Genomic DNA, 25933 nt, shown 5'->3' with positions numbered 1-25933 from the left:
AAAACAGCAATCCCACTACCATCCGCGGATGGAATGATTTATCTTGATGTGTTGATCGAACACGGAAACGCGCTGGCGAAATCGCAGGTTATTCTCCATTCAGATTCATGTTGCAACTCACCGAAAACACACCGACGCGAAACAAACCCTGGAACCGTCGTGAATGGTTGCGAATCGGGGCGGCTGGTCTGGGCGCGAGTCTGGCCAACGTGAGCCGAGCAAGCGAACCCGCCACGCGTGGCCCCGGATTCGGCAAAGCCAAATCGGTGGTGTTGATCTTCGCCAGTGGCGGACAAAGCCATATCGATATGTGGGATCCGAAACCCAATGCTCCGGCCGAAGTACGTGGTGTGTTCGGTACAATTCCCACCAGCGTGCCAGGTTTGTTCTTCGGCGAACACATGCCGCGATTGGCCCGACTCGCCGACCGCATGACGGTCGTTCGGAGCATGTCGCACGAGGACTTAGACCACGGATCGGCGGCGTATCTCAGCTTGACAGGCCATTACCACACACGGCGATCTTCCAACCCGCCACCACAACCGACGGACTATCCGTGTCACAGTGCGATTTTGAAGCGGGTCCGTCCGCAGTCGGCTTTTGTAGAACCGGCGGTGCATGTGAACGGCCCGGCAATTATCGCCCCGAACAACATCGCGCCGGGTCAATTCGGTGGTTTCCTGGGACGCGAATTCAATGCACTCACGGTTGGCGATGTCACGCACGACACTGCCGTCGTGCCGGGTTTGCAACCGCAGATGGACCTACCGTTGTCCCGGTTGGAACGCCGACAATCGTTGGTCAAAACACTCGATGGCACACGCCGTCAATGGGAACGCAACACGACGGCAGCCGACCTGTCGGGCATGTACGATCAGGCTCAACGAATGCTCGCGGAACCGAAAACTCGTTTGGCGTTTGATCTCTCCCGCGAGCCAATCGAGTTACGCGAACGCTACGGCCGAGACCGATCGGGACAGGCGTGTTTGTTGGCTCGGCGATTGGTCGAGGCGGAGGTGCCGTTGGTAACGGTGGTTTGGAATCACCATAGTCGTGGCCAGGACTTGCACCCTGACACCACCGAATTCTACGGCTGGGACACCCACAACGACATTTTCGATGCGTTGGAAAACCGTCTGTTACCGCGATTCGATCAAAGCGTCTCCACGCTGCTCGAAGACCTCGAAACTCGCGGATTATTGGAGGAAACACTGGTATTGTGTTTTGGTGAATTCGGTCGCGCTCCACTGGTCGCGTTGGAACCGCGTTTCAAAGGTGCTTCGCCGGGGCGAAAACACTGGGCGGCGTGTTACTCGGTGATGGCCGCCGGTGCGGGGGTCGCACGTGGTGGGGTGTTGGGAGCGTCGGACAAAATGGGAGCGTATCCGAAATCGCAATCGTACGGCCCGTGGGATCTCACCGCGACCGTGTTCGCTGCCCTGGGAATCGATCCCGCTGGTCATTACACCGATCCGACCGGTCGCCCCTTCAAAATCGCTGAGGGCACACCGATTCACGGTTTGTACGCTTGAGGCAATCGGCAATGGCTACAGATGCACGGGAATCCAGCGTTCTTGTTCGTCGGGACCGGGTTTGGCATCGGTTTCAATGAATGGAATCGGTTCGCCGCGGGAGTGGTAATCTTGTGCGATGGATTTGAACGCATCGACGATCTTCCGCAAGACATCACGTTCACTCGGACCAGACGCTTTCACTTCCGGCAAGTTCACGCATCGGGCGACGACCGGACCGTTTGCCCCCTCATGCGAGACGAACACACGGCAATCAAACACCGGAACGGACCCGCCGCTGGTTATCGGTAATGATTTCGATTCAGACGAGTCGGTCACCGGTGTTTCCTTCTGCGTTGACGGAGTGGGGTAAATTAGCGTTTCTGAAGTTCTTTGCGAATTGCCGATTCGACGGCTTCGTGAGAGATGCCGTTTCCATCTTCATCGCTGAATTGAGCCACCACTTGGAGTTTGCGATTCAAAATCTTGTAGTGTGGCAAGGCACCATCCGGCACACCGAATTGCTTCATGCCATCTTCGTCACTGCCAAGACTGCTCATTAAATTTGTGAAGGTGGCTTTCCGAGACTTCAGGAACTTCAGGGCTTGCTCTTGGGTTTCCTGATCGGGTTCGTCCATGCTCACCGAGAACACGACCAAGTCGTGGGCTTTGTATTTCTCATGCCATTCCACGGTCTTGGGAAAACCCTTCAGGCAGGGAATGCACCACGTGGCCCAATAGTCGATGAGAATCACTTTGCCCTTGTGCTTCACGAGTTCCATCTTGAACTCTTTGGGCGTCACGACTTTGACAGTGACCGTCTCGTTGTCGGCACTGAAGGCCGATGACGACAAACTCGCGAGCAGAATCCAACCGGCGAGTAGGGAACAAATTGTGCGGCGTCCGTGCATGGGTTTCCTCCTGAAAACAAAAACTGGGTGACGAATCATTCCGCCGAGTCTGCAGCGTAATCAATTTCACAGCCGAACGGCAATGTCTCCGTGACTTCGGGATCACGTTTCCGCAAAACCGCTTCGATAGCGGCCCGGAGATACTGATACTGCACCTGTTCGATGTTTTGATTGTCGTCGAGGGCTCCCATGTATCGGACTCGCCGTTTGTGATCCAGCACGAAGAACGTGGGGGTCCGGAACACGCCGTAAGCACGGCCGATCTCTTGGGAACCATCGTAGAGATAATCGAAGGTGAAATCGTGTTTCTTCGCGTGTGATTTCATGTGGTCGAGCGAGTCCGCCGGAAATCGACTGCTACTGATGGCGACGAATGCCACGTCCGGGTCCTCGAACTTCGCGATCAATTGTTTCCAACGCGGCAGATAGGCGGTTGCCATCGGACAATGATTGGCAATAAACGCAACGACCACGATGCTCGATTTCTCATAGTCTTTGAGGGAATGCGGATCGCCGTCGGTGCCAGGAAGTCCGACCCAACTCGGTGCTTTATCACCAACATCGAGTTGACGATTGAACTTCCCAGCATGTGCAGACGATGCAAACGCAAAGACAGTGACAATTGTGAGAAGAATGCTTCGCATCGCAATGATCACTTCTGGGCCCGCCAGTCGTGAGGACTGGCGGTTCGGAACGGACGGTTACTTCTGCAATTCAAATTGGGCCTTGTTCTTGCCCGATTGGACTTCGAACCGCAACGGTGTGGTTTGGGCGTTGCCGAACTTCGCAGGCGTGACGCCATCGGTTTTGATCACAACCCGATACATTCCCGGCAGCACACCGGGCAGCCCACCACCGACCGCCACAAAATTTCCAGCAGCATTGGTCTTTCCCCGTGCAACGCTGCCTGCGGAACCATCCGGAATAAACTGCACGATGGCACCAGCAAGCGGTTCGCCATTCAGAACGACAAGACCGGAAACCTTTGCGGCCTCGACCTTTTCCAAACGGTAGGTGCGTGGCTTCGGTTGGGCAACTTCCCGAATCTCGGCGGCGAGTTTTTCGATCTCTTCGTTGAGCGTCTTCACCCGCTCATCCATGCCTTCGATCTGCTTGGTGAGAGCGTCGAGTTGTTGTTTCAATGCGTCAGTCGGGGCATCGGCGACTTGCTGTTTCGTGCGAGCGTAGCGTTGGAACCGCGACCATTCGCCTCGCATGTTGCGGACCGGACCGGCGTTCCGTTGCTTGTTGAGTTCCGCGACTTGCATCGCTTGTTGATACTGCGGAGTCTTGGCATTCCCTTGGAGTTCCACATGCCGAGCCAACTGCTGAGCCGAATACACACCAACAACTTGCCCATCAATCGTCAACTGATATGAACCGGCCGGCAGGTCATGAATTTCCAGAGCTTCGCGACTGGCTTTGTGACCAAGCCGCAACATTTTCGCTCCGGTTTGAGCCTCAGCGGGCACAACCCATGGCAGAGCATCGGCGGTCCAGGTGAAGGAAAGTCCGTCGTCTTCCATCTGAAGATCCGTGAGCTTCCCACCCGAGACACGACTGACCGGTTTGCCTTTCGCCCCTTTGGTGATGCGAATACTGGAAAGCGGTTTCCGCAGGCCCATGTCGTTGATGATTGCGTACGCCATCACGAGTTGCCCGTCGGGACCGGGGTGAACGGCGTCGGCAATCATGGTGAAGTTGGCGTCGGATTTGCGAGCTTCAATCGTCAAATTGTTGAGCAAACCGTGCATGTCGACGAAGCCGAAACCGTTCATCATCGCCTGACGTTGCAACCACTGACCGTAGTACGCGAGCACGGCATTGTATTCCTCGGCCGGTTTCTGATCCCGCAACAGCTTGGCACGGGCATCGTACATGGTGGGTGTCATCAAGACCGGCTTCGCCCCGGTTTCTTTGATCTGCTCGACGACTTCCGTCATATCGGCTTTGTAGGTATCGAAAATTTCCTGATTGAACGCCTGGTACCGCCCGTCATTCATGCCGAGCAAAACCGTGACGTATTTCGGTTTGAAGTCGGCGACATCGCGATCAAAGCGTTGCAACGCATCCCAGGCTTTCGCACCACCGACACCGGCATTGTGGAAGCGAATGTTCTTCTGCGGGAATCTCGTGAAGAAGAAGTCTTCGACATACTGCGTGTACAGACATTGATGCGTGATGCTGTCACCGAGAAACACGAGCGTGTCCCCATCAGACAACTCGATCTTCGCCAGCGGTTCCGGAAGTTCCTCCGCCGATGCCCCCATGGTCGTGCAGCACACAAGCAGACACGCGAGGAGCCGTGTCATCCGAGATGAAGAAACAAGCAACATGAACCGATTCCTTTGGCAAGAGAATTGTCAACGCAAGATGAGTGGCAACGTCACAAACTTCCGACACGTACCGAATGCGATCTGCCGACACTCAGGAAGGGGTCCATGCTACCGTGAGCCGATCGAAAACCGCAAACGCAAGGCGAGTTGATTTGATCGGCCGTTGACCGATCGGACGGGGTGGCTAGTTGCCACCGTCTCGCGTTGTCAATCCGTCGTCCGCTTCAACAACAGAATGGTGACATCGTCGGGCGGTAACGTATTCGGGTTGTGGGCAAGAATGTGTTCGCGGAGAACGGCCAGCAGTTCTGTTGCGGAACGGTCGCTGTGTTCACGAATAAGTTGTTCGATTCGCTCGGCCCCGAACGGCTGGTTCTCTTCGTCGGCAAGTTCCCACGCACCGTCGGTCATCAAAACGAGAATATCTCCCGCAGTGAATTGGCGAGCTTCACCCGAATCGTATTCCAGGTCGGCAATCACGCCGAGCGGCAAACCGGTCGCGTCGAGTGTCTCGAACGTGGACGACTCACGACGAAACAGCAGCACCGGTCCGTGACCGGCGTTCGCAAAACTAAGCTCGTGAGTTCGCGGATCGAGAGCAAGAAACAATCCGGTAATGAAGCGACTGTCGCCAAGATCCGGATAAATGAGCGGCCCAAGCTGATTGAGAATCTCGGCAGGGTCCGATTGAGTTTTGGTTAACACTCGCAACATCGCCCGGACGCTGGCCATAATCAAACTCGGACCAACACCATGACCGCTGACGTCCGCCATCACGAAACCGGTGCGTCCATCCGGCAGGGTGAGCACATCGTAATAGTCCCCACTGACCGACTCCGCCGGTTCCCACCACGCCGCCACTTCATATCCGGCGATTTCCGGCAAACGGTCCGGGAGAAAACTCGACTGAATCCGCCGGCCGACTTCAATCGCTAATTGCAACTCCTGCGAAATCTTCGCCTGAGCCAACAACTGATGTCGTTCAAGCGCGGACGCGGCATGCGCGGCGAATGCGGTGAGAAGTTGCTCGTCCGAAGCCCCAAACTCGACCGTGTCGCGGTTGAGCAATTGCAACACACCCACCAAATGACCATCGACCCGTGAAAACAACGGAGCCGCCAACACGTTCTTGGTTCGGTAACCGGTCTTGCGATCGAAATCGGGATTGAATCGCTCGTCGGTGTACGGGTCATCGACTCGCACGATCTTCCGCTGCTGAGCCGCCCACCCCGCAATTCCTTTTCCCAACGGCACGCGAATCTCGGCGATTTCCAATTCCGTAACGATCCGCGTGTAGATTTCTTCGTTTTGATTATCGTAGAGAAACAAGCTGGCCCGATCGCAATTTAGAGCCGCACATGCTCCGGTGGTCACCGTTCGCAGGATGACATCGAGATGGTGCAACGCGGCCAGATCGCACGTCAATTCGACGAGCTTCATCAAGCCGGCTTCGCGAGTTGTCGAAGAAGTATCCATGCGAAGAAATTGGATCTCAGGTGAGGACTCAGTTGCAGATGAGAATTTGGAAGCCTGATTCCTACTCCCTGTTTCCGGGCTCCTAGATTCCAATTGACCAGTCTGCAACAATGTATCACTGGAAGCAACCCCGTTGTCGGCTTCGGGTCCTCTCGTTAGAGTCTTATTTTTGTGTGGTGTGTCTAAGACACATCTTGAGAGTGACCCGCGGGAACATTTCCGAGCGGTCGCTCGATTTGGGTTGCGGCCGTCGCTGCATTTGGGAACCGCCCATCATGGATACCGATTCTTCCCGCGTGGCTTATCTTGTCTTCGATGTCGAAGCGGTCGCCGACGGGGGACTCATTAGCAAAGTTCGTTACCCCGACGAGGAACTTTCCGACGAGGAAGCCGTTGCTCGGTATCGCACGGAATTGATGGAGCAATACGGCAAAGACGTGATGGCTCCCACGTACATGCTGCCGTGCGCCGTGGCGGTCGCAAAAATCGACGAGTCCTTCCGGTTGATCGATCTCACCGCCCTCGACGCACCGGACTACCGACCGAGTGAGATCACGCGGAAGTTTTGGCAGGGTTGGAGACATTACCGTCAGCCCGTGTTTGTCACGTTCAACGGTCGCGGGTACGACATGCCGGTGATGGAACTCGCGGCGTATCGCTACGGGATGTCACTGCCGGAGTGGTTCAACGTCCATGCGAAATCGTTCGAGCAGTCCCGAAATCGATACAACGTCGGGGCACATATCGACCTGATGGATCTCATGTCCAACTTCAACGCCTTCCGCATGACCGGCGGGTTGAACTTATTGGCGAACATCATCGGGAAGCCGGGCAAAACGGGTATCGACGGGTCCAAGATTCAGGACATGTTCAACCTCGGTGAACTGACAGCCATCAACGATTACTGTCGATGCGATGTGCTCGACACATACTTCGTGTTTTTGCGGAGTCGCGTGCTGACCGGTCAACTCACGCTGGACGAAGAACAAGACATCGTCCGCGAAACGAAAACGTGGATCGAAAAGCAAGCCACCAACAACCGTGCCTATGCCCATTACCTCACGAACTGGGGTGATTGGCAGCGTCCGTCGGAATTGTAAGTCCTCCGCCAGACGCCGAACCATTGAGCATTGCTCGTCTGATCTACTTGGCTTCCGATTTCAGTGGCTTGATCGGAATTTGGACTTCCCAGAGCCGCTGAGCTTTAGGCGTCATCGGGCCATGATATCCAAGTCGGCGGGGCGTTCCCGTAGCTTCCCATTGCGGATGGTCTTTCAGCCAGGCCCGCAGTTTTGCGATACCGTCTTCGTAGATGTTCTGTTCCACGCCACCTTGGATTCCCAACGTGACAACAGTTTCGGCTGGATGGTCTTCAACCCGCACCGCACCCACACCATCCCCAGCTTCTCCTTGAGAAAGCCGACGATAAAGAAACTCCATTCGGGCCGGTCGATCCGCTTCCTCGTCCGTCGGATAGGTACTAATCACGGGAGCCGTCATCGCAATTTGATTGACTTTGATATGAGTAAAAAGCTGCCAAAAGAGTTTGGAGTCGGCTCGGTTCGCGTCTCCCTCGGTGGTGGCGATTGCACTGCGATAGGCAGGAATTTCTTTGACTTCGATCACACCGGGCTGCGTCGGTTCCGGCCACCCCTCGGGTAGTGGAGCATCGACCTCCGCAGGCTTCTGGTCAGCAGCCACAACGACGTTCGTCGCAAGAGCAAGACAGGCAGTCAGCAAAAGATATTTCATCGGCTTATCCTTTGTTTTTTATGGGACCGTACAATCGTCTATGCAAAATCATAGACGGGTGGGCAAGTTTGGCCGCCAATAAACACCGATTGAAGAATCAAGCCGTATCGTCATTCCATTGGGTTTGTGTTCATTGTCTACTCGCTAGGATATAGAACATCATCAACACAAAGCAGAACGTCGCGATAAGATGCCAACGATAATCATGCTGATGCTTCTCAGCACACGTGATGCAAACCGTCCGCTTTCGGGGCACGTACTCTCCCCACTTCACCACGAACATCATGCATTCGGTGGTATGGCGATCACAGATGGGTTTCGAGCAATTGTTGCACGTGCGAACCGACTCGTGACCACAAATAAAGCATGACATTGCAACCTCGGTGGTGATTGCCGAACGTTCGGAATTCAAAGAATGTGGGATCGTCCTAGGGAAGTCAAGAGGATTCACACCGTCTGATCCTTCGTGCTTTGAGTTGACGTTGCTATGCTGCACAAGAATCGTCGCGGCATTGCGTCATAAGTTCGACAACGGTGAACTCATTCTGATGGATCAAACGATGACAGTTCTCAAACCGGTTTCGAAATGGACACTCGCCGCTTTCATGATCACGGCCGGAGTAATGCACTTCGTGGCCGACGATTTTTTCCTCAAAGTCGTGCCGACATATTTGCCATGGCCGGAAGTGATTGTCTCTGTCAGTGGCGTCATTGAGATTGTCTTGGGACTCTTACTGGTACTCCCGAAGACAACACGATTCGCCGCCTGGGCTTTGATTGTGTTTTTCGTCGCCGTCTTCCCGGCGAATATTCATGTCTTCTACAACCAACACTTGTTTTCGCTACCCCACTGGCTGCACATCGTCCGGCTACCACTTCAAGCCGTCCTGATATTCTGGGCGTATTGGCATACCATCCCCGCTGATGAACCGAAAACGCCTCCGGGCAATCCCAGTTCTTCCGCCCTCTGACGCTGCCGCGGGTTCCCCATTGTTGCGACCCGCTTGTCTTCGAAACGAAAACGGGTAAGTTGTTACCAAGAACCAGCGCAACCAATACCACCTGTTAGCAGCATGCCATTCGTAAGTGGGCAACAACTGAGTATTTATGAAAATCACAGCAGTGGAAACATTCGTGTGTCATGCACGGATGCGGAATTGGATTTTTGTGAAGGTTCTCACGGATCAGCCGGGATTGTTCGGCTGGGGAGAAGCGACACTCGAATGGCATACTCGCGGTGTCGTCGCCACGATCGAAGATCTCGCACAGCTTGTGGTCGGCGAAGACCCCACGCGTGTCGAACATCTCTGGCAGATGATGTGGCGTCAACACTTCTGGCATGGACAGGGAGTCACGCGTTCGACCGCAATCGCCGGAATTGATCTCGCCCTCTGGGACATTGTTGGCAAAGTCCATGGTGTTCCTTGTCATCGACTTTGGGGCGGCCCCGTCCGGGACTTCATCCGGTTGTATTGTCATCTCGGCGGTGGAAATCTCGAGAGTTTTTACGAGACGCCTGTCGACAACGCAAAGCAGTTTGGGGAGTTGGCGGAGCAAGCCGTTGCGGAGGGGTTTACGGCTTTCAAGTCGATGGCGGTGCCGCCGACCATGCCGATCGAGGGCCTGCAACCGATTAAGTCGGCCGAGGCTTGTGTGGCGGCGATGCGAGAATCGGTGGGCGATAACATCGACATTATGGTGGACTGCCACGCTCGCCCGTCGCCCTCCATGGGACTGCAATTCGCCAAAGCATTGGAACCGTATGGCCTCTACTTCTTCGAGGAACCCTGTTGGCCGGAGAACCTGGACAGCCTCGCGACCATCAATGCCGCTGTGTCCACACCGATCGCAACTGGCGAACGTCTGACGCATCTGGGAGCATTCCGCGATCTATTCGCCGTCCGTGGCTGTGAAATCTGCCAACTCGATCTCACGCATTGCGGCGGTTTTTCGGAAGCCCGCCGGATCGCAGCGTTAGCCGATGCCTACCGCATCGCTCTCGCACCGCACAATCCGCAGGGTCCGGTCAGCACGGCGGCTTCGATCGAATTCGGATTCTCGCAACCGAGTTACATCATCTGCGAATCCGTCCACAACGATGTGCCTTGGCGTGCGGATATCATTCAAGAGGGATTCACCCTGGACAAATCGACGCGAACCGTCACGCCGAACACCAAGCCGGGACTCGGAGTCACGATCAACGAGGATGAGATCAAGAAACACCCGTTCCAACAAGAGATTGCCCAACGCGTCTTTTACCGCGACGGTGCGGTTGGTGATTGGTAGGTCCGGTCCCGGTCAAAGAAACACGCTCCCTCCAATCTCAAACTGTTGACAAGTTCAACTGCTATGTCACCAAACTCTCCTGCTGCATTTTCACATGCTTCGTTCCACGGGCACCTTGGTATTGCTCGAGCGGATATCACGCCTCCGGTCGGAATTTATTCCCGGAATTGGGGAGCGGCGGAGCATGACACCGCCAGTACGATTCATCGCCCGCTCACGCTCACAGCTCTCACGTTAGCGGCAACCGCGAATGGCGAACCGTTGGTGCTTCTCGATGCCGATCTCGGTTGGTGGAAAACGCCCCATACATTCCAACAGTTTTTTACGCGGCTATTGGATGCCCTGGAACTGAAACCGCATCAGTTGCTCTTTGCACTCAGTCATACGCACGCCGGTCCTCCCTTGATGGAACCGGACGAAACACTGCCCGGCAGCGAACTGTTGAAGACGTGGATGGAGCAGCTCTTCGAGGCGAGTGTGCACGTTGTCCGCGAGGCGTTGCGAACGGCATTTCCGGGCACTCTTGATTGGCAGACCGGCCGATGCGGACTGGCAACGATGCGAGATTTTCCCGAGCCAAACACAGACTCGGATCGCATGGTCTGCGGATTCAATCCCGATGCCAAAGCTGATGATACGCTGCACGTGGGACGCATCACCGACACCGATGCCAACCTGCGGGCCACGCTCGTGAATTACGCCTGTCATCCGACGACTCTGGCTTGGGACAACACAGCCATTTCGCCGGATTACATCGGGGCGATGCGGGACACGATGCAACAAACCACACACGTGCCCGCGTTGTTTCTGTTGGGGGCGTGCGGTGATTTGGCTCCTCGGTATCAGTATGTCGGTGATACCGAGGTCGCGGATCGACACGGTCGCCAACTTGCATTCGCCGCGTTGGCAACATTGGAGGATATGGAGCCACCAGGCACAGAACTCACATACACGGGAACCGTGGAATCCGGCGCACCGCTCGCCGTCTGGCAGCATACGAAACGGGTCGGTTCCGATGCATTGAAAGCGGTGACCCACGAAGTTTCCGTGCCGATCAAAAATTGGCCGACAGCCGATGAACTCGAACGAGAACGCTTGGCCTGCACCGATCGAGCCTTGGAAGAACGACTCCGCCGCAAACGCGACATCCGCCAAGGCATCGGCGACGGTTCGACATTCGCGTTGCCAATCTATGCTTGGAGAGTTGGCGATGCGGTCATTGTCGGATGCTGTGGGGAGGCGTACTCATATTTGCAACAAGAGTTGCGGACACGGTTTCCGCAACACACCGTTATCTGCATGAATTTGCTGAACGGCTCCATCGGGTATTTACCGCCGGCGGATTTGTACGATGTCGATGTCTACCCGGTTTGGCAAACGCCTTTCGATCGGGGTAGCCTCGAACTGACACTCGAAACCATGACGCAGGCGATCCAACATGTCCTCTCAGACTGAAACCACAATTCACGGCGTGCTGCCGGTCTTGCAAACTCCATTCGACGCCCAAGGCAGAATTGACCGCGACGTTTTGACGCGGGAAATTGACTGGGCGTTCGAAGTCGGCGCGGATGGTGTCGTGGTCGCGATGGTCAGCGAATTGCTCCGATTGTCGCACTCCGAACGCATCGAACTTGTCGAACAGGTTTGCGAAATCGCGGGTGGACGTGGGTTTGTCGTCATCAGTGTGGGAGCGGAAAGCACAGCATCCGCGGTGGAGTTCGCCCAGCACGCCGAGTCGTGTGGTGCAACCGCCGTTATGGCCATTCCACCAGTCGCCACGTCACTGGGAAGCGACGCCACACACAACTACTTCGCCGCGATCGCCGATGCGATTTCGATTCCACTCGTTGTGCAAGATGCATCGAGTTATGTCGGGGCGGCGATTGATCTGGGCGTCTACACGAAACTGCTCAACCAGTTTGGTGCCGAGCGGATTTTCTTCAAACCGGAGGCGAGTCCACTCGGGCCGAATCTTTCGAAACTCCGCGATGCAACCGCCGGGCAAGCTCGAATCTTTGAAGGCTCTGGCGGCATCAATTTGGTCGATTGCTATCGTCGAGGAATCGTCGGCACGATGCCTGGAACCGATTTGCTCGATGGTGTGATCGAACTTTGGCGTGCCCTGAACGCAGGTCATGAGAACCGAATCTACGAGCTCTCGTTGCCAATCAGTGCCATCGTCGCGCTCCAACTTCAGGCGGGGTTGGACGGGTTCCTCGCGATCGAAAAGTATCTGCTGCACAAACGCGGCATCTTTGCCAGCACCGCTCAAAAGCCCCCCGTAAGTTGGGAGATGGATGTGGAGACGCAAGCTGAGGTCGATCGTTTGTTTGACCGACTTCAGGCGGTGATCTAAATGAAAAACCGTCCGACTCGGATCCGATATCGCGTCCTCGCGTGGCTGACACTCGCGGCGGCATTGGCTTACCTCTGTCGCAACGTGGTTGGAGTGGTGGAAAGCTCCATCCGTAATGATCTTGGGTTGACGTTGCAGCAGTCCGGCTGGTTCATGGGGGCGTTTTTCTGGACGTACGCCGTCTTTCAAGTTCCGGCGGGTTGGTTTGCCGAACGCAACGGGACTCGCATTGCCATCAGCATTTTTGTGATTGGCTCATCCCTCGCCATGATCGGCATGAGCGTCGCGGAAAGTTTCTGGTTGCTCGTTTTGGCTCAACTCGTGATGGGAGTCGCCCAGGCCGGTTTATTTCCGGCGTCATGCCAAGCGGTCGGCCATTGGATGCCGTTAGCGCAGCGATCACTCGCCTGTGGAATCCTCGCAGCCGGCATGCAAGTCGGGGCGATTCTGGCCAGTTGGCTAAGTGGTCGCATGCTGCTTTCGATGAGCTGGCGATGGGTATTCGTGTTGTTCGCGGTCCCGGGAATCCTGTGGACGATCACATTTCTCCGCCGCTATCGAAACTTTCCCGATGAAACGCCGAGCGTCAATGAAGCAGAACTCCAACTGATTCGTGCCAACAGTAGACCATCGGAAAACCAAGAGGACGGCGACACAAACGAACTGCAAGAACTCGAGGAGATTTCTCGCAATCCGGTGATGTGGTGGTTGTGCGGTCAACAGATTTGTCGGGCGGCGGGATATATGTTCTTCGCAAGTTGGTTTCCAACATTCCTTCAAAAAACCCGCGGCGTATCCGTCGAAGAGTCGGGATATTTGCAAGGGGTGGTGTTGGCGGGAACGTTGTTGGGAAGCGTTTTCGGCGGCGTGATTATTGATTGGATTTGGCGAAAAACCGGCAGTCTTCGACTCAGCCGAAGCGGAATGGGGGCGGCTTCGTTGGGAACCTGTGCACTCCTCATTCTCGCGGCTTGGTTCATTCGCGATGTGAACACTGCGATTGCATTGTTAGCGATGGGAGCCTTGTTCGCCGCAATCGCGGGACCATGTGCTTTTGCGACAACGATTGATATTGGAGGAGAACGCGTGCCGCAAGTTTTCGGCATTATGAATATGTCTGGCAACTTTGCAGCGGCCGCGTGTCCGGTTCTCGTGGCCACACTATTCGAGTGGACCGAGAACTGGAATTTGGTCCTCGTCATGTTCGCTGGCGTGTACTTCGTCGGTGCCATTTGCTGGCTCTTCGCAAATCCTGAAAAGCGAATCGCGAGTGAAACCGCTGCGTGATCAGCGGCTTTCGCGAGTCCACCACGAACACGATTGATCACAATACGAATCAGTCATTCATCGTAGCAAGTTTGTTGTGCTCGCTGACTTGGAGAGCCCCCGCGTCGAAATGATCTTGTCTGATTACCTCGACGGTCTCCACGCAGACGGTGACTTGATGTTCTGGAAGAACCGTGCTTCTTAAGAATTCCAATATCGCATTGCAGGTTTGATTCGTTGTGACGACCTCGATGCGAACTTTGGAATTCATGGAAACCACACCGTTGGCCAGTTCGCGACGTCCGGCTCCACGACACGGTTGTGATGTAAAACCAGTTGCCCCGAGTGCCACACACTCTTCTTCCAACCATTGCTCGATCGACTCGTCGGCAACGACAGTGAGGCGTCGCATTGTTGCCAGTCCGCCTTTTCGGGCTGCATGCGGGCTATTGGCGAGCGGTCGCAATGCTTCGAGACCACGGACTTCGAAACTCAGCCCCTCTTGCTCGAAGTCGCTTTTCATTCCTTCGAGTTTTTCCATCACGCTGTGGTCAACAAGCCGTGTATTGGAGATATCGAAGATCAGGTTTCGTCGCTGAATGAGCCCGATGTCCTCAATCTGCCGTTTGAACGGAATCCAGTTACTGAAGACGGCGGATTCCCGTGCCAGAATCAGGCTCGTGTGATCATCGACTTCCTGAATCTCGATGTACGGTCGAAACAGCGACCGGATGGGGACACCGTTCGCAACGTGAATGACCATCTTCAAGAAGATGCCCGCTGCAACGCCGATCAACAAGTCGGTCGCGAGCACCATCATCAATGTCGTCACGAAAATGGCGAGCTGCTCTTTGCCGATCCGCCAAACGTGGATGAATTCGGTCGGGTGTGCCAACCGGTATCCGGTGTAGACCAACATACCGGCGAGCGCAGCCAGCGGAATCTCATGGAGGACCATGGGGATCATCGCCACACATGCGAGTAGAAAGACACCATGCCACATGTCGGCAAAGCGTGTGCGGGCGCCGTTGTCGATGTTGGCCTTCGATCGCACGATTTCAGAAATCATGGGCAACCCACCGACCATCGACGCACACAGATTTCCCACACCGACCGCGACGACATCGCGATCCATGTTGGCTTTTCGTTTCCAGGGGTCGAGGAGATCAACCGCTTTCGCGCTCAACAACGATTCGAGACTGCCGATAATGAAGAACATCATTGCCCACTTCCACGCTTTCATGTAAGCCAACGCGGAAAAATCAGGGAACGTCACATCGTTGAACATCCCGAACACTCGGTCTGGCATTTTGACCAGATACTGTTCGCCGAGTTGATATTGGTGTCCCTGCAAGGTGTAAGAGTGCTCGTGCAGCAGGTCGAATCCAAAGCCCATCGGCACCGTGACCAGCAACACGATCATGGGGGACGGAATTTTCTTGAGGAGGTCGACCCGTTTCCCGGCGAGCGGCCATAAGAACATGATGAGAATGCTCACCATGCCGATTGCCGCAATCGCCGGGTTAGCCTCCATCACGTAATGCGGCATTTCTTTGAGCATCTCCAAGGGTTCGCCACCAGCGGAGACACCAAGAGCCACAGGGAATTGCTTGATGATGATAATCACGCCGATCGCCGCCAGCATCCCGTGCACCGCGGAGATCGGAAAGAACTCACCGAGAATGCCGCCCCGAAAGAAGCCAAAGAGAATCTGAATCACCGCTGCCGCAACTCCCACAGCGAGAGCAGCCTTGTACGCTGCCAGATCGGTATCGGTCCATCCGCCGGTCATACCGTCGCCGCCGAAGTCTTCGATGCAACCAATCGCAATGACAATCAATCCGGCCGCCGGGCCCTTGATGGTCAGTTCACTGTTGCTGATGAACGTCGTCAGAATCGATCCGATGATGGCCGTAAAGATACCCGCAATCGGCGGATACCCGCAGGCCAACGAGATACCAAGACACAACGGCAACGCGATCAAAAAGACCAGAAAGCCAGAGGTGAGATCGTGTTTGAAGTACTTGACGAAACCGGCAGCATCGCCACGCGGAATTTCATTGTCCGTTTGGGGTTCGGTCATCGTTTCCATTTGCGGTTGGATTTGTCAGAGGTACGAGCGGTTTGGGGGGAAAGCGTTCTGTCGGTTTGGTCAGAAGAATTGGGTTGCTCGACGCTTCGATGCTCAAGCAACGCACGGGCCGCATGATAGCGTGATTGCACACCCGGCTGAGGATTCAGTCCGCCACCGACAATCAGAACCACCATGACCAGGATCGTGATGCGTTCCGCGGGACGGCAATCCATCTTTACAGTCGAAGAGTGTCGTGTGCCGGTAAACACATGAAAGTAGGCTTTGACAACTGCCACGCCATTCATCGCGGCGGCAACAACCACCGCCAGTCCGACCAGCGGATAAATCTCAACGGCTCCCTCCACGAGAAGTTCCGTGCCGATAAATCCCACTGTGCCAGGAAAGCCAATCGACGCCAATCCGGTGAGAAGGAACATCGCCGCGAGAAACGGCGTGTGCTCGTAGAGACCATGAAAAGTATCGAGCGTGATCCGTCCTGTGCGAGCTTCGACACTCCGCAAAGCGAGCCCGAAACCCAGCAAAGAAATCCCAACGCTCAACCACACGCAGAGTGCTCCGGCCAGCCCGATCGGTGTTGCCATTTCCAACCCGACGAGCACCAGCGAGGAATGGCTAAGAAATAGATAGCAAAAGAAGCGTCGGGAATCTCGTTGAACCAACGCCATGCCGGCCGCGTAAACGGCTGTCACTAGAGACAAGATTGCGATGCTTTGCAAAGCCCAAGACGGAGCAATGGGAAACACTAATCGCATCACTGCGTAGACTCCCGTCATGGGAGTCACGAACAGCAACGCTGTTCCAAACGTGGCTTTCTCGAATAAGTCAGTCATCCAACAATGAAGCGGGCAAACTCCACTGCGAAGCAATGCTCCCGCAGTCAAGAGGCCACCGGCGATGATCGAGAAAAGGGCTGAGGTCGTCGCCCAATCGGCCAGGGCTTGCCCGACAACGAGCAACGCGACGAACAACGTCATGTGTATGACATAGACCCGCGTGCATTGCTTGCGTTGCCGAAGTTCCCACCATGGCGGAATTGTTGCGATGGCGAGCAAAGCGATAATCAACCACGGATGACGACACGCGAGCGTGGCCAGCAAGATCGACTCCGAAACGAGCGTCCAATGGAACGAAAAGCGATGGCTCTTGGTTCGCAAGGTTGTCATCACGGTCGCCAAATAGAGCAACGCTCCCAAAGGCAACAGCGGTGCACTCAGTTCATCGACGACGAACACGTCACGATGAAAAATTGTCTGAAACAGATCCCAGTGATCGTGGGCTTCAAACGAACCCAGCATCGCGAAATCGAACCATTCACCGATCGTCAACGCGAGTGTGATCGCACACAAAATCGTGCACACCATTCTCGCTCGATCACGGTTCTTCAGCAACGAAACACAGACGGCACCGACCAACGGCAACAGCACGGAAAGTTCGAGCCAAGGCAGATGAAGTTCCGACATCAGGCCACGTCCTCCAAGGAGTCGCTGTAAGGCGAAACCCGATCGGACTCACGCGATGGTCCACCGGAAAGCAGGTTTGTCCAACGTCGTTCCATGCCATCACACCACCGAAACACCGCGGTAAATGGTCGCACAATCCAGTCGTCCAAGAACGCGTCGAGAAAACCTCGATGCAGAGCAAATCGATAGAGCCAGAGTTGAAAGCCGGTGGCCGTTCGAGCCGTGTTGACGGCATCCCCCGCGAGATGTTCGCCGACCGCATCTTCCAACATTTGATAATCTTTCAGGACGGAAGGCGCCCGCAAAAGCTGTAGGGTTCGCAAGCAGGCATGACCGATCATGTGAATCAACGCGATGTACCGTAGGCCAAGACCGATCTCAACCGTGATGATTCCGACTTGAATCAGCGAGGCGAATGCCAAGGCGTTTTTCACATCGCTTTGCACACGCGAAGCCAGTGTCCCCATGACAGCCGAAACCAAGCCAAGCACGATCACTATGATTCGCAGCGGCAGCGATACGTCGAGCAATGGACTCACACGCAGTAGGAGATAGGTCCCCAAATGGACAGACAAGGCACCGTAGAAGACGGCACTCGAAGGCGTTGGCCCTTCCATCGCTCGTGGCAACCAACCTGAGAATGGAACCATGCCGGATTTCCCAGCCGCCGCGAGGAGCAATAGCACGCCCACAGCCAACGCCGACCAAGAATTGATCTCCGCAACCCCGTCCGGCCACGCCCCGGACCCCACGAGTTTTTCAAAATCTCCGGCCCCAGTGAGATGGTGCATCGTCAGTGCAGCCACAAGAAACGCGGCATCCGCCAGACGGTAGGTTGTCCAAACACGTTGACCGTTCCGCACCGGTCCAGGGCGTTCGTGGAAATAGGCTACAAGAAGCGCAGAGGATAGCCCGACCAATTCCCAACCGAAGAACAGTGTTTCAATGGTCCCCGCTAGCGATGACACAATCATCCCAAGCAAAAACAACGCGTACAGCAGGAAGAATCTTGCGTAGCCTTGTTCGCGGTGGAGGTATACCGAGGCGAACGCTCCCACCGTGCCGCACAGCACAAACGACAATATCGCGAATGGAACCGATAGACGATCGAATACAAACTTCAAATGAAAATGGAAGTGTTCCGGTTCAATGGCAACCCAGTTGCCCAGCTCAATGGGAACGTGACGCACGCCAGTCACTAGCATCGAAGTAAGAATGGCTACAGATGCCAAAAGGCCGATGCCGACCGATGCCTTCGTCAAGCGGGCTTGCACACCTTCGCTCAACTTGCAACCACACAGGAGCGGCAACCCCAATGCAGCCAGAAGCAAAGCCGGGCTCAAGACGACGATGATCCCTAGAACCCCCATCACGGAATCGAGAGTCATGGCGACACCTCCGTTTCGGCAATCGAATAGAACGGCAAGTGATCGCGTTGGCCCTGGTAGCAGTCCAGTGAAGAAGAAACCTGTGCCAGTTGGCTGTCGTCGGGGTTGAATGGCTCGAAAATTCCGTCACGAAAAACTTGAATCTGCGATGTTTCCGTGTCGATGACCGCCAGATGCGACCAACCACCGCGGCACAACTTCGCGATTCCCTCGTTCCGCTCGATGATCGAAAGCATTGCGTCGGGTGTCGTTTCGATCAGGAACAATATCCGCAACGGTTCGTGAATCTCCACCATCTGTTGATAGAGTCCCGTTCGCAAATCGCTGGAGGTGCCTTCCATGACTCCGAGTAACGACACGATGTTATGCGGAAGTTTGGAGCCCGACCCGTAATTCGTGTAGTCGACGCAAGAGAAGTAATATTCAAGATTGATCCCCGCACAAACCGGGATCGCAGCCGACAGAATGCGAAGCAAGATCGTGTGATCTTCGTCGTCCTGGTTCGGGTCGTAAGATGTGAGGAACGCTCGTCGGTCGAGAAACAACCCGCGAGACCAATCACGACGCCCAACAACGCACATGGCATTGGTCGCATGGTTGTACTCCGGTCGGGCTTGAGAAATGTCTTGTGCGCGGCTCTCGACGTGACGCAAGGCTTCCTTCGGCGAAAGATCCAAGGGTGCGGAAACAAAGCGGCGACAACGTTCGTGAGCATTCCGCCGACGAGCTTCTTCGATTGACGATCGAGCGGCCTCGAACTCTTGGCGGTGGGATGATGGCAGTTGGTCCAGATCGTAGAACACAACAGAATCGTCGCAGGTGTTGTGATAGGCACCGATGAACGTCGTGTCTTCGGGAATCACCACACCCCGCTCGGCAACGAGTGCTCGAACACGCCAGTCATTCGCCATTTCGGCGAAGGCGCGAGCGTTCGGTCCTCCGCGTTTTCCCGCACACGCACCACAGCAGTACGCGGACTCATGCGGGTTGTTCAAGCTGGATGAGCCATGCCCGCAGACGATGAACAAACGCGAAAAATCCTGGGAGTTCGTCAACCCAATGTCTTGCAACAACCGCAGAACAACGCCCGCCATCTCATCAATCGAATACCCGATGTGGCCGTTGTCGGGGCCTGGTTCGTCCGCGTAGCGTTCGAGTTGTAAATGGGTCACGGGCGGTGGCTGCAACAGTGAACCGAACCGGCGGCGGATGCGTGCCGTCAAGTGGGGAAACAAGACTCTGGCGACAAGCGGTGCCGTCGCCAGCGAACCCACGATGCCTGCGAACATTCCACCAAGAAACGTTCGGCTGCGTGTGTGAAACAAATGGCTGACGCGACCAAGTCGACGACGCAACTCCGCACGCTCTCGGTGAATCCCTTCAAACGTGTAGCCCACATCTTCCTGTACGTAATGATCCGGTGTGATCACCCCCGGACACAGTGGCTTATAGAAACCATCCGCCGCGCCACGATAGTACATCGCCACGGCAAAAAATCCGGCCGCGCCGAAGGTTTCGCATCGTGGTTGGACCTCCTCGAGATGCCGACGAAACGATTCCTCACGGTCGTCGATGCAAGTAACAATTTGAAAAGCCGGGCGGTCTCCCCAAGGTTCCGCGGTCTTTCTCCGCGACTTCGCATGCTTCGAGAACGCATTCAAAGCCGCGTGATGATACTTGCGTTCGTACGCTTCGTGGAAAATGCGACGACGTTCAAGACCACCGAAACCCTCAACTTCCTCGGCAAGTTGCCGCCAGTCTGTCTCGCTGAGTTGCCGAAGTTCCAGCGGCGTCCATCCCAGCATTTGCGCAACCTGGAACAACAAGACCGCGGCTCGCTCGCGACTCAGCGGAACAGGATTATCGAGCCTTCGTTGCGCGGACTCGATGATCCGCTGAATCGAATCCGATTCGCCAAACGCATCCGCACCCAGGTTCCGGATCGCATGTTTTTCCAAGAGCAATTGGACGGCCAGCATGCCGATCAATGAGCCCTGCGGAATCGGATGCACCACCCAATCTACCCCCGATTCCAACTGCCGAATGATCCCAGCCCAACCACCCAACGCCAGCAGCGATTGGGTGATGAACTCTTCTCGATCGAACTCAGCGACTCCCAGCTCGCGAAGTGACGCCTCGATCACGTCCTCTGCTGTCGCATGGCTTTCGCGGAGAGACGACAACTCCGCCGGCAACCGTTTCAACCAGCGATCGAGCCCCCGGCTCTTGCCGGAATACAACGTGACAAACGCTTCGAAGAATCCTTGATCACGGTTGGGCAAATGCCAGTCCGAATATCCCTGATCCACATAGGCGGCACAGAAACGAATCAGCAGGTCATGGACGTTGCGGTCGATGTCTTGTCCGGTGACATGAAGCAGCAAATCTCGCGGCCGAACGTACGAAGTCGGCGGACTTGTCGACGTCGATGAACATACACCGCCCAAACAAATCCGCCAAAGCAGATGCAACGAGAAGGACTCCCATGTCGCTTGGGACCAACTGTCGGAGTGAGTACCGAACTTTTGGGCCAGTCCATTGATGAATTCCGATGTGCGGTCGGTTTCTTCCATCAACTTTTTGGCAGCAGACACGATACGGGAGCGATTGATTTCAGTGGTCTGATCTCGAAATCGTTGGAGGGCGTCTGTCTCTGCGACAACCCACCGCAATTCCGCATCGGGTCCGACATGCATGGGATGCCGAAGCATGGCATAACGGATTTCGCACCGCGTTCCGAGTTGATTGATCTGCTCGCTCGCCCACTCACCGAGATCTTCCTGGAGGACTGCTTCTAAGTCTTCGTCGGTGATCCGACCGGTGGAACACAAATCACGATACTTCTGCTCGGAAAAATACGGTTCCGCTCCGTATCGCGCCAAACCCGCTTTTACCGCGGAATGGAACGGTTTCTCTTCAATGGCATGCAGCGTGTTGTGATGAACAAAAACCTCAATCGGCCCTTGAGCCGGCAGAAAATGGGCTGCATGTTCGACGGTCTCTCGCAGGGACATCGTGGTGGGGTGGCATGAGGAGAGCGAATCGTCTTCGATTTCTAAGGTCGGCACGGTGGGGACCTGTCGCTGTTCGAGGTATTGGGAATTGGCGATTCATGCCGAGCCTTGGCCGTGCCGGTGTACGTATCGGAAGGGCTTTCACGGACCAGTCGCAAGCCGCATGCCAAACGCCATGAGCGGTTCATCCGACCGTCGCACGTACAAGAATGTTTCCCGGGGATTCCCCGATGTTCGCTGGGAATCTTGGACATTTTCGTCCTGTGTGGACGAGGGCGCAGCGAAGATGATTCTGAAAAGTTACAATCGGGCCGTCATTGACGTGCAATTTCTTGCAGACCAAGTGCAACAAACTGCACCCGCTCACGCGGTTGACTTTCGATCGTAGCGGGCCATGTCCCGTGGAGGCCAAGAGACAAAGGCTAATTCGTATTCACCGCAGGCACAAAAGACCGTCATACGGTCTAGACGCACTGACTACAGGAATTAATCCCATGCAGAAACTTGTCGACGGAATCCACAAATTCAAATCGGAATCATTTAGCCAGGACCAAAAACTGTTCGAGACGCTAGCGGAGGGCCAAAACCCGCTGGCATTGTTTATCACCTGTTCGGATTCCCGAATCGACCCCAACCTTCTGACGCAGACGAAACCAGGGGAACTTTTCATTCAACGAACCGCCGGAAACATCGTGCCACCCTACGGCAGTGTTTTTGCAGGCGAGGCGTGCACAATCGAATACGCCGTCGTAGCTCTCGGGATCAAGGATATTATCATCTGTGGCCATTCCCACTGTGGAGCAATGGGTGGCCTTCTCGACCTTGATTCCCTCGACAAAATGCCGGCCGTCAAAGCTTACCTAAAGCACGCCGAAGCGACACGTCGGATCGTCGATGAGAACTACACACACCTGACGGACCCCGCCGAGCGACTCACCCTGACCATTGAGGAGAATGTGCTCGTTCAACTCGAAAACCTCAGGACTCACCCTTCGGTTGCCGCCGCGATCAGTCGAGGGGATCTCAAATTGCACGGCTGGGTCTACAAATTCGAGACCGGCGACGTCTTCGGTTACAATCCGGAAGAGAATGCGTTTCTACCAATTGAAGACTTTGAGCCAGTGGCGCCGAGTAGCCGTTCGCTCCCACCGATTTAACGCCAATTCGGTCGCAAGGAGTGAGCTTCTGACGATGACCGCCCATGGGCGACACGTCGATGAGTGACGAGTCGCCGCGGGCGGAGCAATCGCGTCCCGTGGGCTTTCATCGCGTTGTCGGACCAGGGGCATGTTTCGAGTTCATTCTAAAGAGACGGGAAAGTACTATCGGCTAGCCATCATCGGCCTGCTGCTGATGAGTGCCGCTGCCTTAGGCGTTACCATTTGGGTGATGATCGATTTCCTCCGCGAGCAGGAAATCGTGGACGAACTCATCCGTCAATTGCCCGAAGATGCCACTGAGTCAGCAGAGGTCCTTGCTGGCGAACTTCGTTGGCAGTTTCGGCTCTCCATGCTCGTGGTGCTGAATTTGGTCGTCACTGGAATTGCTGTCGTTCTGCTGTGGCGAGCATACCGCTCATCACAGGAATCGCTGCGAGACCTCAAAAATCTCGCCGGCGATATCATCAGCAGCATGGATCAGGCAGTCATCACCACCGACGCCAACGGCAACGTGACCAGCATCAACCGACGCGGACTGGAACTGCTGAATCCACCGGAAGAGTGTGTCGGTCGTCCACTCACAAACCTATCAGACAAGGTCCCACTCGAAGATTTCCGCCGGGAATGGCGAATCGAGCAGAACGTCGCCATGACACGTGACTTCATCGTCAACGCGAACGGTTCGACGCGGACGCTTCGTGCTTTTTGCCAATCGCTAACGGATCACGAAGACCAAGCGATCGGCAATGTTTTGCAGCTTCGCGATGTTACCGAACGTCTGCTCATCGAAGATCGCATGAGTCGGATGGAGCGTTTTATCGAACTCCGGCCACTGGCAGCTGGTCTCCACCATGAGATCAAGAATCCGCTTGCGGCACTCTCGCTGCACGTGCAATTGCTTGAGGAAGAAATCGAAAATGACGACACACCCGACGAATCCCTACACATGCTTAGCGTGATCAAAACCGAGGTTTCGCGAATCGGAAATGTACTGGAAGGCTTCCGTGATTTTGCCTCAATCGACCGACTGAATCTCGGACCGGTCGATTTGCCGGAACTCGTCCAAAGACAGGTCGAGTTGGTTCGCCCGACAGCCCAACAGCAACACGTTTCACTTGATGTCCAAATCGCGACCCCGGAATTACAGGAAATCGTCGCCGACCGAACTCGATTGGAACAGGTCTTGCTGAACTTGCTGCTCAACGCACTGGAAGCGATGCCCCATGGCGGTCTCGTCTCAATCAACGTTGCTCGATCTGGCGAAACGGCACGAGTCGAAGTGACGGACTCCGGCAACGGTATTCCTGACGAACTCCATGACAAAGTGTTCGACGCCTACTTTACCACCAAAGGTTCCGGAACCGGGTTAGGGCTCGCCATGTGTGACAAAATCATGCGGCAACACGAGGGCAACCTGACATTTCGGTCTTCGCGCAACGGGACAACGTTTGAAATGGTTCTCCCCATTCAACCCGCGAAGACCGAGCAATCTGGATAGCACGGTATGGATGACGAATTCCACATTCTCGTTGTCGACGACGAACCCAACATCCGCTCCGGCTTGGCCAAAGGTCTCAAGCGGGAAGCGAACCGTATCGAAACGGCTGGGACGGTCAACGAAGCTCTCGACAAGTTCGACAGCGGAAACTTCCAACTTGTCATCGCAGATGTCCGACTCCCCGGTGATCGCGATGGACTGGAACTCGTCTCGCTCGTCCAGCAACGCCAACCCGGCACAACGGCCATTGTGATTACAGCTCACGGCACCGTCGAAACAGCCGTCGACGCGATGCGTCGGGGAGCTTTCGACTTCATCACAAAACCTGTTGACCTAAATCTCATCCGGCAACAGGTCGCCAAAGCCCGAGAACATCACCAACTTCAGGCCGAGAACCGACAGCTGAAAGGCAAGCTCGCGGAAGTCGGCGAAGTCTCCGGTATTGTTGGCAACTGCCGGGCACTCAAGGACGTGCTGACTCAAGTTCGACAAGTGGCGGACACCGATGCCACCGTGCTCATCCAAGGCGAAAGCGGCACCGGGAAGGAGTTGATCGCTCGGGCCATCCACGACCTTAGCACCCGATCCGCAGGCCCGTTCGTTGCGGTGAATCTCGGAGCACTTCCGGAATCTCTGCTGGAAAGCGAGTTGTTTGGTCACGAAAAAGGTTCGTTCACAGGTGCCTCGCGTCAAAAACCCGGCTGCTTTGAAGTCGCCAAGAACGGCACGCTCTTTCTCGATGAGATCACCGAGATTCCGTCCAAGAGTCAGGTCGATCTATTGCGGGTTCTCGAAACAGGTCAGTTCGCTCGTGTGGGTGGCGAGCAAACACTCGAATCCGACGCTCGAATCGTTTCAGCGACCAATCGCAGCATTCAAAAACTTGTGGAAGACGGAACCTTTCGCGAGGACCTTTTTTATCGGCTCAACATCGTGCCGATTGACGTGCCACCGCTTCGACAACGACAGGACGACATCCCATTGTTGGCACAACACTTCCTCAGCCATTTCTGTACTCGCCATCGTCGACAAGAAAAGACGATTGCCCCGAACGCGATGGAAATTTTCGTCTCCGCGAACTGGCCAGGCAATATCCGTCAACTTCGCAATGTCATCGAGCGATTGGTCGTCACCGTTGCCGATGATGTCATTTCGCCGGCTGACCTTCCCACCGACTTGATACCCGTCTCGAATGCCCCCTCGGCCAAACCACGCTCTCTGGCGGAAGTCACCGAGTTGGCCGAAAAAGAGGCCATCCAGTCCGCCCTTGTCGAAAATGATTGCCACCGCGAACAAACCGCGAAGGCTCTCGGCATCAGCGTGAGAACTCTGCACTACAAAATCAACCGGTACGACCTGCAGAGCATGTGCCGCTAAAAACACTTCTGCAATCGCAAGAAAGGTTTTCCGCGAGCAATTGCCGA

The 25933-nt window shown here is 55.4% G+C and carries 20 protein-coding genes; 10 read left to right on the top strand and 10 right to left on the bottom strand.

Features of this window, described 5'->3' with window-relative positions; genetic code table 11:
- The first annotated feature begins 107 nt into the window (after positions 1–107).
- Positions 108–1532, top strand: coding sequence for a DUF1501 domain-containing protein (locus G6R38_RS05775; RefSeq protein WP_166821309.1), 1425 nt, complete (start codon positions 108–110; stop codon positions 1530–1532).
- A gap of 15 nt (positions 1533–1547) precedes the next feature.
- On the opposite strand, the gene G6R38_RS05770 is transcribed toward G6R38_RS05775, so the two are convergent.
- From G6R38_RS05770 to G6R38_RS05750, 5 genes are all read right to left on the bottom strand, one after another.
- Positions 1548–1850 carry a hypothetical protein gene (locus G6R38_RS05770; RefSeq protein ID WP_166821306.1) on the bottom strand — a complete coding sequence of 101 codons (303 nt, stop codon included), beginning with the start codon at positions 1848–1850 and terminating at the stop codon, positions 1548–1550.
- 35 nt (positions 1851–1885) lie between these two features.
- Positions 1886–2422, bottom strand: a complete 537-nt coding sequence (locus G6R38_RS05765) for a TlpA family protein disulfide reductase (protein ID WP_166821303.1) — start codon at positions 2420–2422, stop codon at positions 1886–1888.
- A 35-nt stretch (positions 2423–2457) separates the two neighbouring features.
- Positions 2458–3066, bottom strand: a complete 609-nt coding sequence (locus tag G6R38_RS05760) for a thioredoxin family protein (protein WP_166821300.1) — start codon at positions 3064–3066, stop codon at positions 2458–2460.
- Between the two features lie 57 nt (positions 3067–3123).
- On the bottom strand, positions 3124–4758 hold the full coding sequence (locus G6R38_RS05755; protein WP_166821297.1) for a GDSL-type esterase/lipase family protein: 1635 nt from the start codon (positions 4756–4758) through the stop codon (positions 3124–3126).
- A gap of 207 nt (positions 4759–4965) precedes the next feature.
- Complete coding sequence (locus G6R38_RS05750; protein ID WP_166821294.1) at positions 4966–6234, bottom strand: SpoIIE family protein phosphatase; 1269 nt, start codon at positions 6232–6234, stop codon at positions 4966–4968.
- Between the two features lie 275 nt (positions 6235–6509).
- Between G6R38_RS05750 and G6R38_RS05745 the strand changes: the two genes are divergently transcribed.
- A complete protein-coding gene (locus G6R38_RS05745) occupies positions 6510–7334 on the top strand; it encodes a 3'-5' exonuclease (protein ID WP_166821291.1) in 825 nt (274 codons plus the stop codon).
- Between the two features lie 43 nt (positions 7335–7377).
- Here G6R38_RS05745 and G6R38_RS05740 read toward each other — a convergent pair whose 3' ends face one another.
- The gene (locus tag G6R38_RS05740) at positions 7378–7986 is read right to left on the bottom strand and encodes a heme-binding protein (protein WP_166821286.1); all 609 of its coding nucleotides are present in this window, start codon (positions 7984–7986) and stop codon (positions 7378–7380) included.
- 560 nt (positions 7987–8546) lie between these two features.
- Here G6R38_RS05740 and G6R38_RS05735 point away from each other — a divergent pair.
- The 5 genes from G6R38_RS05735 (at position 8547) to G6R38_RS05715 (ending at position 13915) form a co-directional block, all read left to right on the top strand.
- A complete protein-coding gene (locus G6R38_RS05735; RefSeq protein ID WP_166821279.1) occupies positions 8547–8957 on the top strand; it encodes a DoxX family protein in 411 nt (136 codons plus the stop codon).
- A 136-nt stretch (positions 8958–9093) separates the two neighbouring features.
- Entirely contained in the window at positions 9094–10272 is a 1179-nt protein-coding gene (locus G6R38_RS05730) for an enolase C-terminal domain-like protein (protein ID WP_166821272.1), read from the top strand.
- A 63-nt stretch (positions 10273–10335) separates the two neighbouring features.
- Positions 10336–11727, top strand: coding sequence for an alkaline ceramidase (locus tag G6R38_RS05725; protein WP_166821266.1), 1392 nt, complete (start codon positions 10336–10338; stop codon positions 11725–11727).
- The gene (locus G6R38_RS05720) at positions 11711–12628 is read left to right on the top strand and encodes a dihydrodipicolinate synthase family protein (RefSeq protein WP_166821261.1); all 918 of its coding nucleotides are present in this window, start codon (positions 11711–11713) and stop codon (positions 12626–12628) included. The genes G6R38_RS05725 and G6R38_RS05720 overlap by 17 nt, the downstream gene beginning before the upstream one ends.
- A complete protein-coding gene (locus tag G6R38_RS05715; protein WP_166821256.1) occupies positions 12629–13915 on the top strand; it encodes an MFS transporter in 1287 nt (428 codons plus the stop codon).
- Between the two features lie 49 nt (positions 13916–13964).
- Here G6R38_RS05715 and G6R38_RS05710 read toward each other — a convergent pair whose 3' ends face one another.
- The 4 genes from G6R38_RS05710 to G6R38_RS05695 are packed head-to-tail and all read right to left on the bottom strand — an operon-like array spanning position 13965 to position 21905.
- Entirely contained in the window at positions 13965–15977 is a 2013-nt protein-coding gene (locus tag G6R38_RS05710; protein WP_240928085.1) for a SulP family inorganic anion transporter, read from the bottom strand.
- Positions 15974–17449, bottom strand: a complete 1476-nt coding sequence (locus G6R38_RS05705; RefSeq protein WP_166821242.1) for a proton-conducting transporter transmembrane domain-containing protein — start codon at positions 17447–17449, stop codon at positions 15974–15976. The genes G6R38_RS05710 and G6R38_RS05705 overlap by 4 nt, the downstream gene beginning before the upstream one ends.
- Positions 17449–18837 carry a proton-conducting transporter transmembrane domain-containing protein gene (locus G6R38_RS05700; protein ID WP_166821233.1) on the bottom strand — a complete coding sequence of 463 codons (1389 nt, stop codon included), beginning with the start codon at positions 18835–18837 and terminating at the stop codon, positions 17449–17451. Before G6R38_RS05700 ends, G6R38_RS05705 begins: the two co-directional genes overlap by 1 nt.
- The gene (locus G6R38_RS05695) at positions 18834–21905 is read right to left on the bottom strand and encodes a DUF2309 domain-containing protein (protein ID WP_166821230.1); all 3072 of its coding nucleotides are present in this window, start codon (positions 21903–21905) and stop codon (positions 18834–18836) included. The genes G6R38_RS05700 and G6R38_RS05695 overlap by 4 nt, the downstream gene beginning before the upstream one ends.
- Before the next feature lie 440 nt (positions 21906–22345).
- On the opposite strand from G6R38_RS05695, the gene G6R38_RS05690 reads away from it, so the two are divergent.
- The 3 genes from G6R38_RS05690 (at position 22346) to G6R38_RS05680 (ending at position 25886) form a co-directional block, all read left to right on the top strand.
- Complete coding sequence (locus tag G6R38_RS05690) at positions 22346–23008, top strand: carbonic anhydrase (protein ID WP_166821227.1); 663 nt, start codon at positions 22346–22348, stop codon at positions 23006–23008.
- Between the two features lie 130 nt (positions 23009–23138).
- Positions 23139–24509, top strand: coding sequence for a two-component system sensor histidine kinase NtrB (locus G6R38_RS05685; RefSeq protein ID WP_166821224.1), 1371 nt, complete (start codon positions 23139–23141; stop codon positions 24507–24509).
- A gap of 6 nt (positions 24510–24515) precedes the next feature.
- Positions 24516–25886, top strand: coding sequence for a sigma-54-dependent transcriptional regulator (locus G6R38_RS05680; RefSeq protein ID WP_166821221.1), 1371 nt, complete (start codon positions 24516–24518; stop codon positions 25884–25886).
- Positions 25887–25933 lie beyond the last annotated feature (47 nt).

Source organism: Thalassoroseus pseudoceratinae (assembly GCF_011634775.1).
GTDB classification, from domain to species: domain Bacteria; phylum Planctomycetota; class Planctomycetia; order Planctomycetales; family Planctomycetaceae; genus Thalassoroseus; species Thalassoroseus pseudoceratinae.
Note: the sequence above shows the minus strand (reverse complement) of the source record. Positions and strands in the feature narration are given on the sequence as shown.

Coding starts and splice junctions, on each gene's coding strand:
- G6R38_RS05775 (WP_166821309.1), top strand. CDS start 108: ATGTTGCAACTCACCGAAAACACACCGACGCGAAACAAACCCTGGAAC.
- G6R38_RS05765 (WP_166821303.1), bottom strand. CDS start 2,422: ATGCACGGACGCCGCACAATTTGTTCCCTACTCGCCGGTTGGATTCTG.
- G6R38_RS05760 (WP_166821300.1), bottom strand. CDS start 3,066: ATGCGAAGCATTCTTCTCACAATTGTCACTGTCTTTGCGTTTGCATCG.
- G6R38_RS05755 (WP_166821297.1), bottom strand. CDS start 4,758: ATGTTGCTTGTTTCTTCATCTCGGATGACACGGCTCCTCGCGTGTCTG.
- G6R38_RS05750 (WP_166821294.1), bottom strand. CDS start 6,234: ATGGATACTTCTTCGACAACTCGCGAAGCCGGCTTGATGAAGCTCGTC.
- G6R38_RS05745 (WP_166821291.1), top strand. CDS start 6,510: ATGGATACCGATTCTTCCCGCGTGGCTTATCTTGTCTTCGATGTCGAA.
- G6R38_RS05740 (WP_166821286.1), bottom strand. CDS start 7,986: ATGAAATATCTTTTGCTGACTGCCTGTCTTGCTCTTGCGACGAACGTC.
- G6R38_RS05735 (WP_166821279.1), top strand. CDS start 8,547: ATGACAGTTCTCAAACCGGTTTCGAAATGGACACTCGCCGCTTTCATG.
- G6R38_RS05730 (WP_166821272.1), top strand. CDS start 9,094: ATGAAAATCACAGCAGTGGAAACATTCGTGTGTCATGCACGGATGCGG.
- G6R38_RS05725 (WP_166821266.1), top strand. CDS start 10,336: ATGTCACCAAACTCTCCTGCTGCATTTTCACATGCTTCGTTCCACGGG.
- G6R38_RS05720 (WP_166821261.1), top strand. CDS start 11,711: ATGTCCTCTCAGACTGAAACCACAATTCACGGCGTGCTGCCGGTCTTG.
- G6R38_RS05715 (WP_166821256.1), top strand. CDS start 12,629: ATGAAAAACCGTCCGACTCGGATCCGATATCGCGTCCTCGCGTGGCTG.
- G6R38_RS05710 (WP_240928085.1), bottom strand. CDS start 15,977: ATGACCGAACCCCAAACGGACAATGAAATTCCGCGTGGCGATGCTGCC.
- G6R38_RS05705 (WP_166821242.1), bottom strand. CDS start 17,449: ATGTCGGAACTTCATCTGCCTTGGCTCGAACTTTCCGTGCTGTTGCCG.
- G6R38_RS05700 (WP_166821233.1), bottom strand. CDS start 18,837: ATGACTCTCGATTCCGTGATGGGGGTTCTAGGGATCATCGTCGTCTTG.
- G6R38_RS05690 (WP_166821227.1), top strand. CDS start 22,346: ATGCAGAAACTTGTCGACGGAATCCACAAATTCAAATCGGAATCATTT.
- G6R38_RS05685 (WP_166821224.1), top strand. CDS start 23,139: ATGTTTCGAGTTCATTCTAAAGAGACGGGAAAGTACTATCGGCTAGCC.
- G6R38_RS05680 (WP_166821221.1), top strand. CDS start 24,516: ATGGATGACGAATTCCACATTCTCGTTGTCGACGACGAACCCAACATC.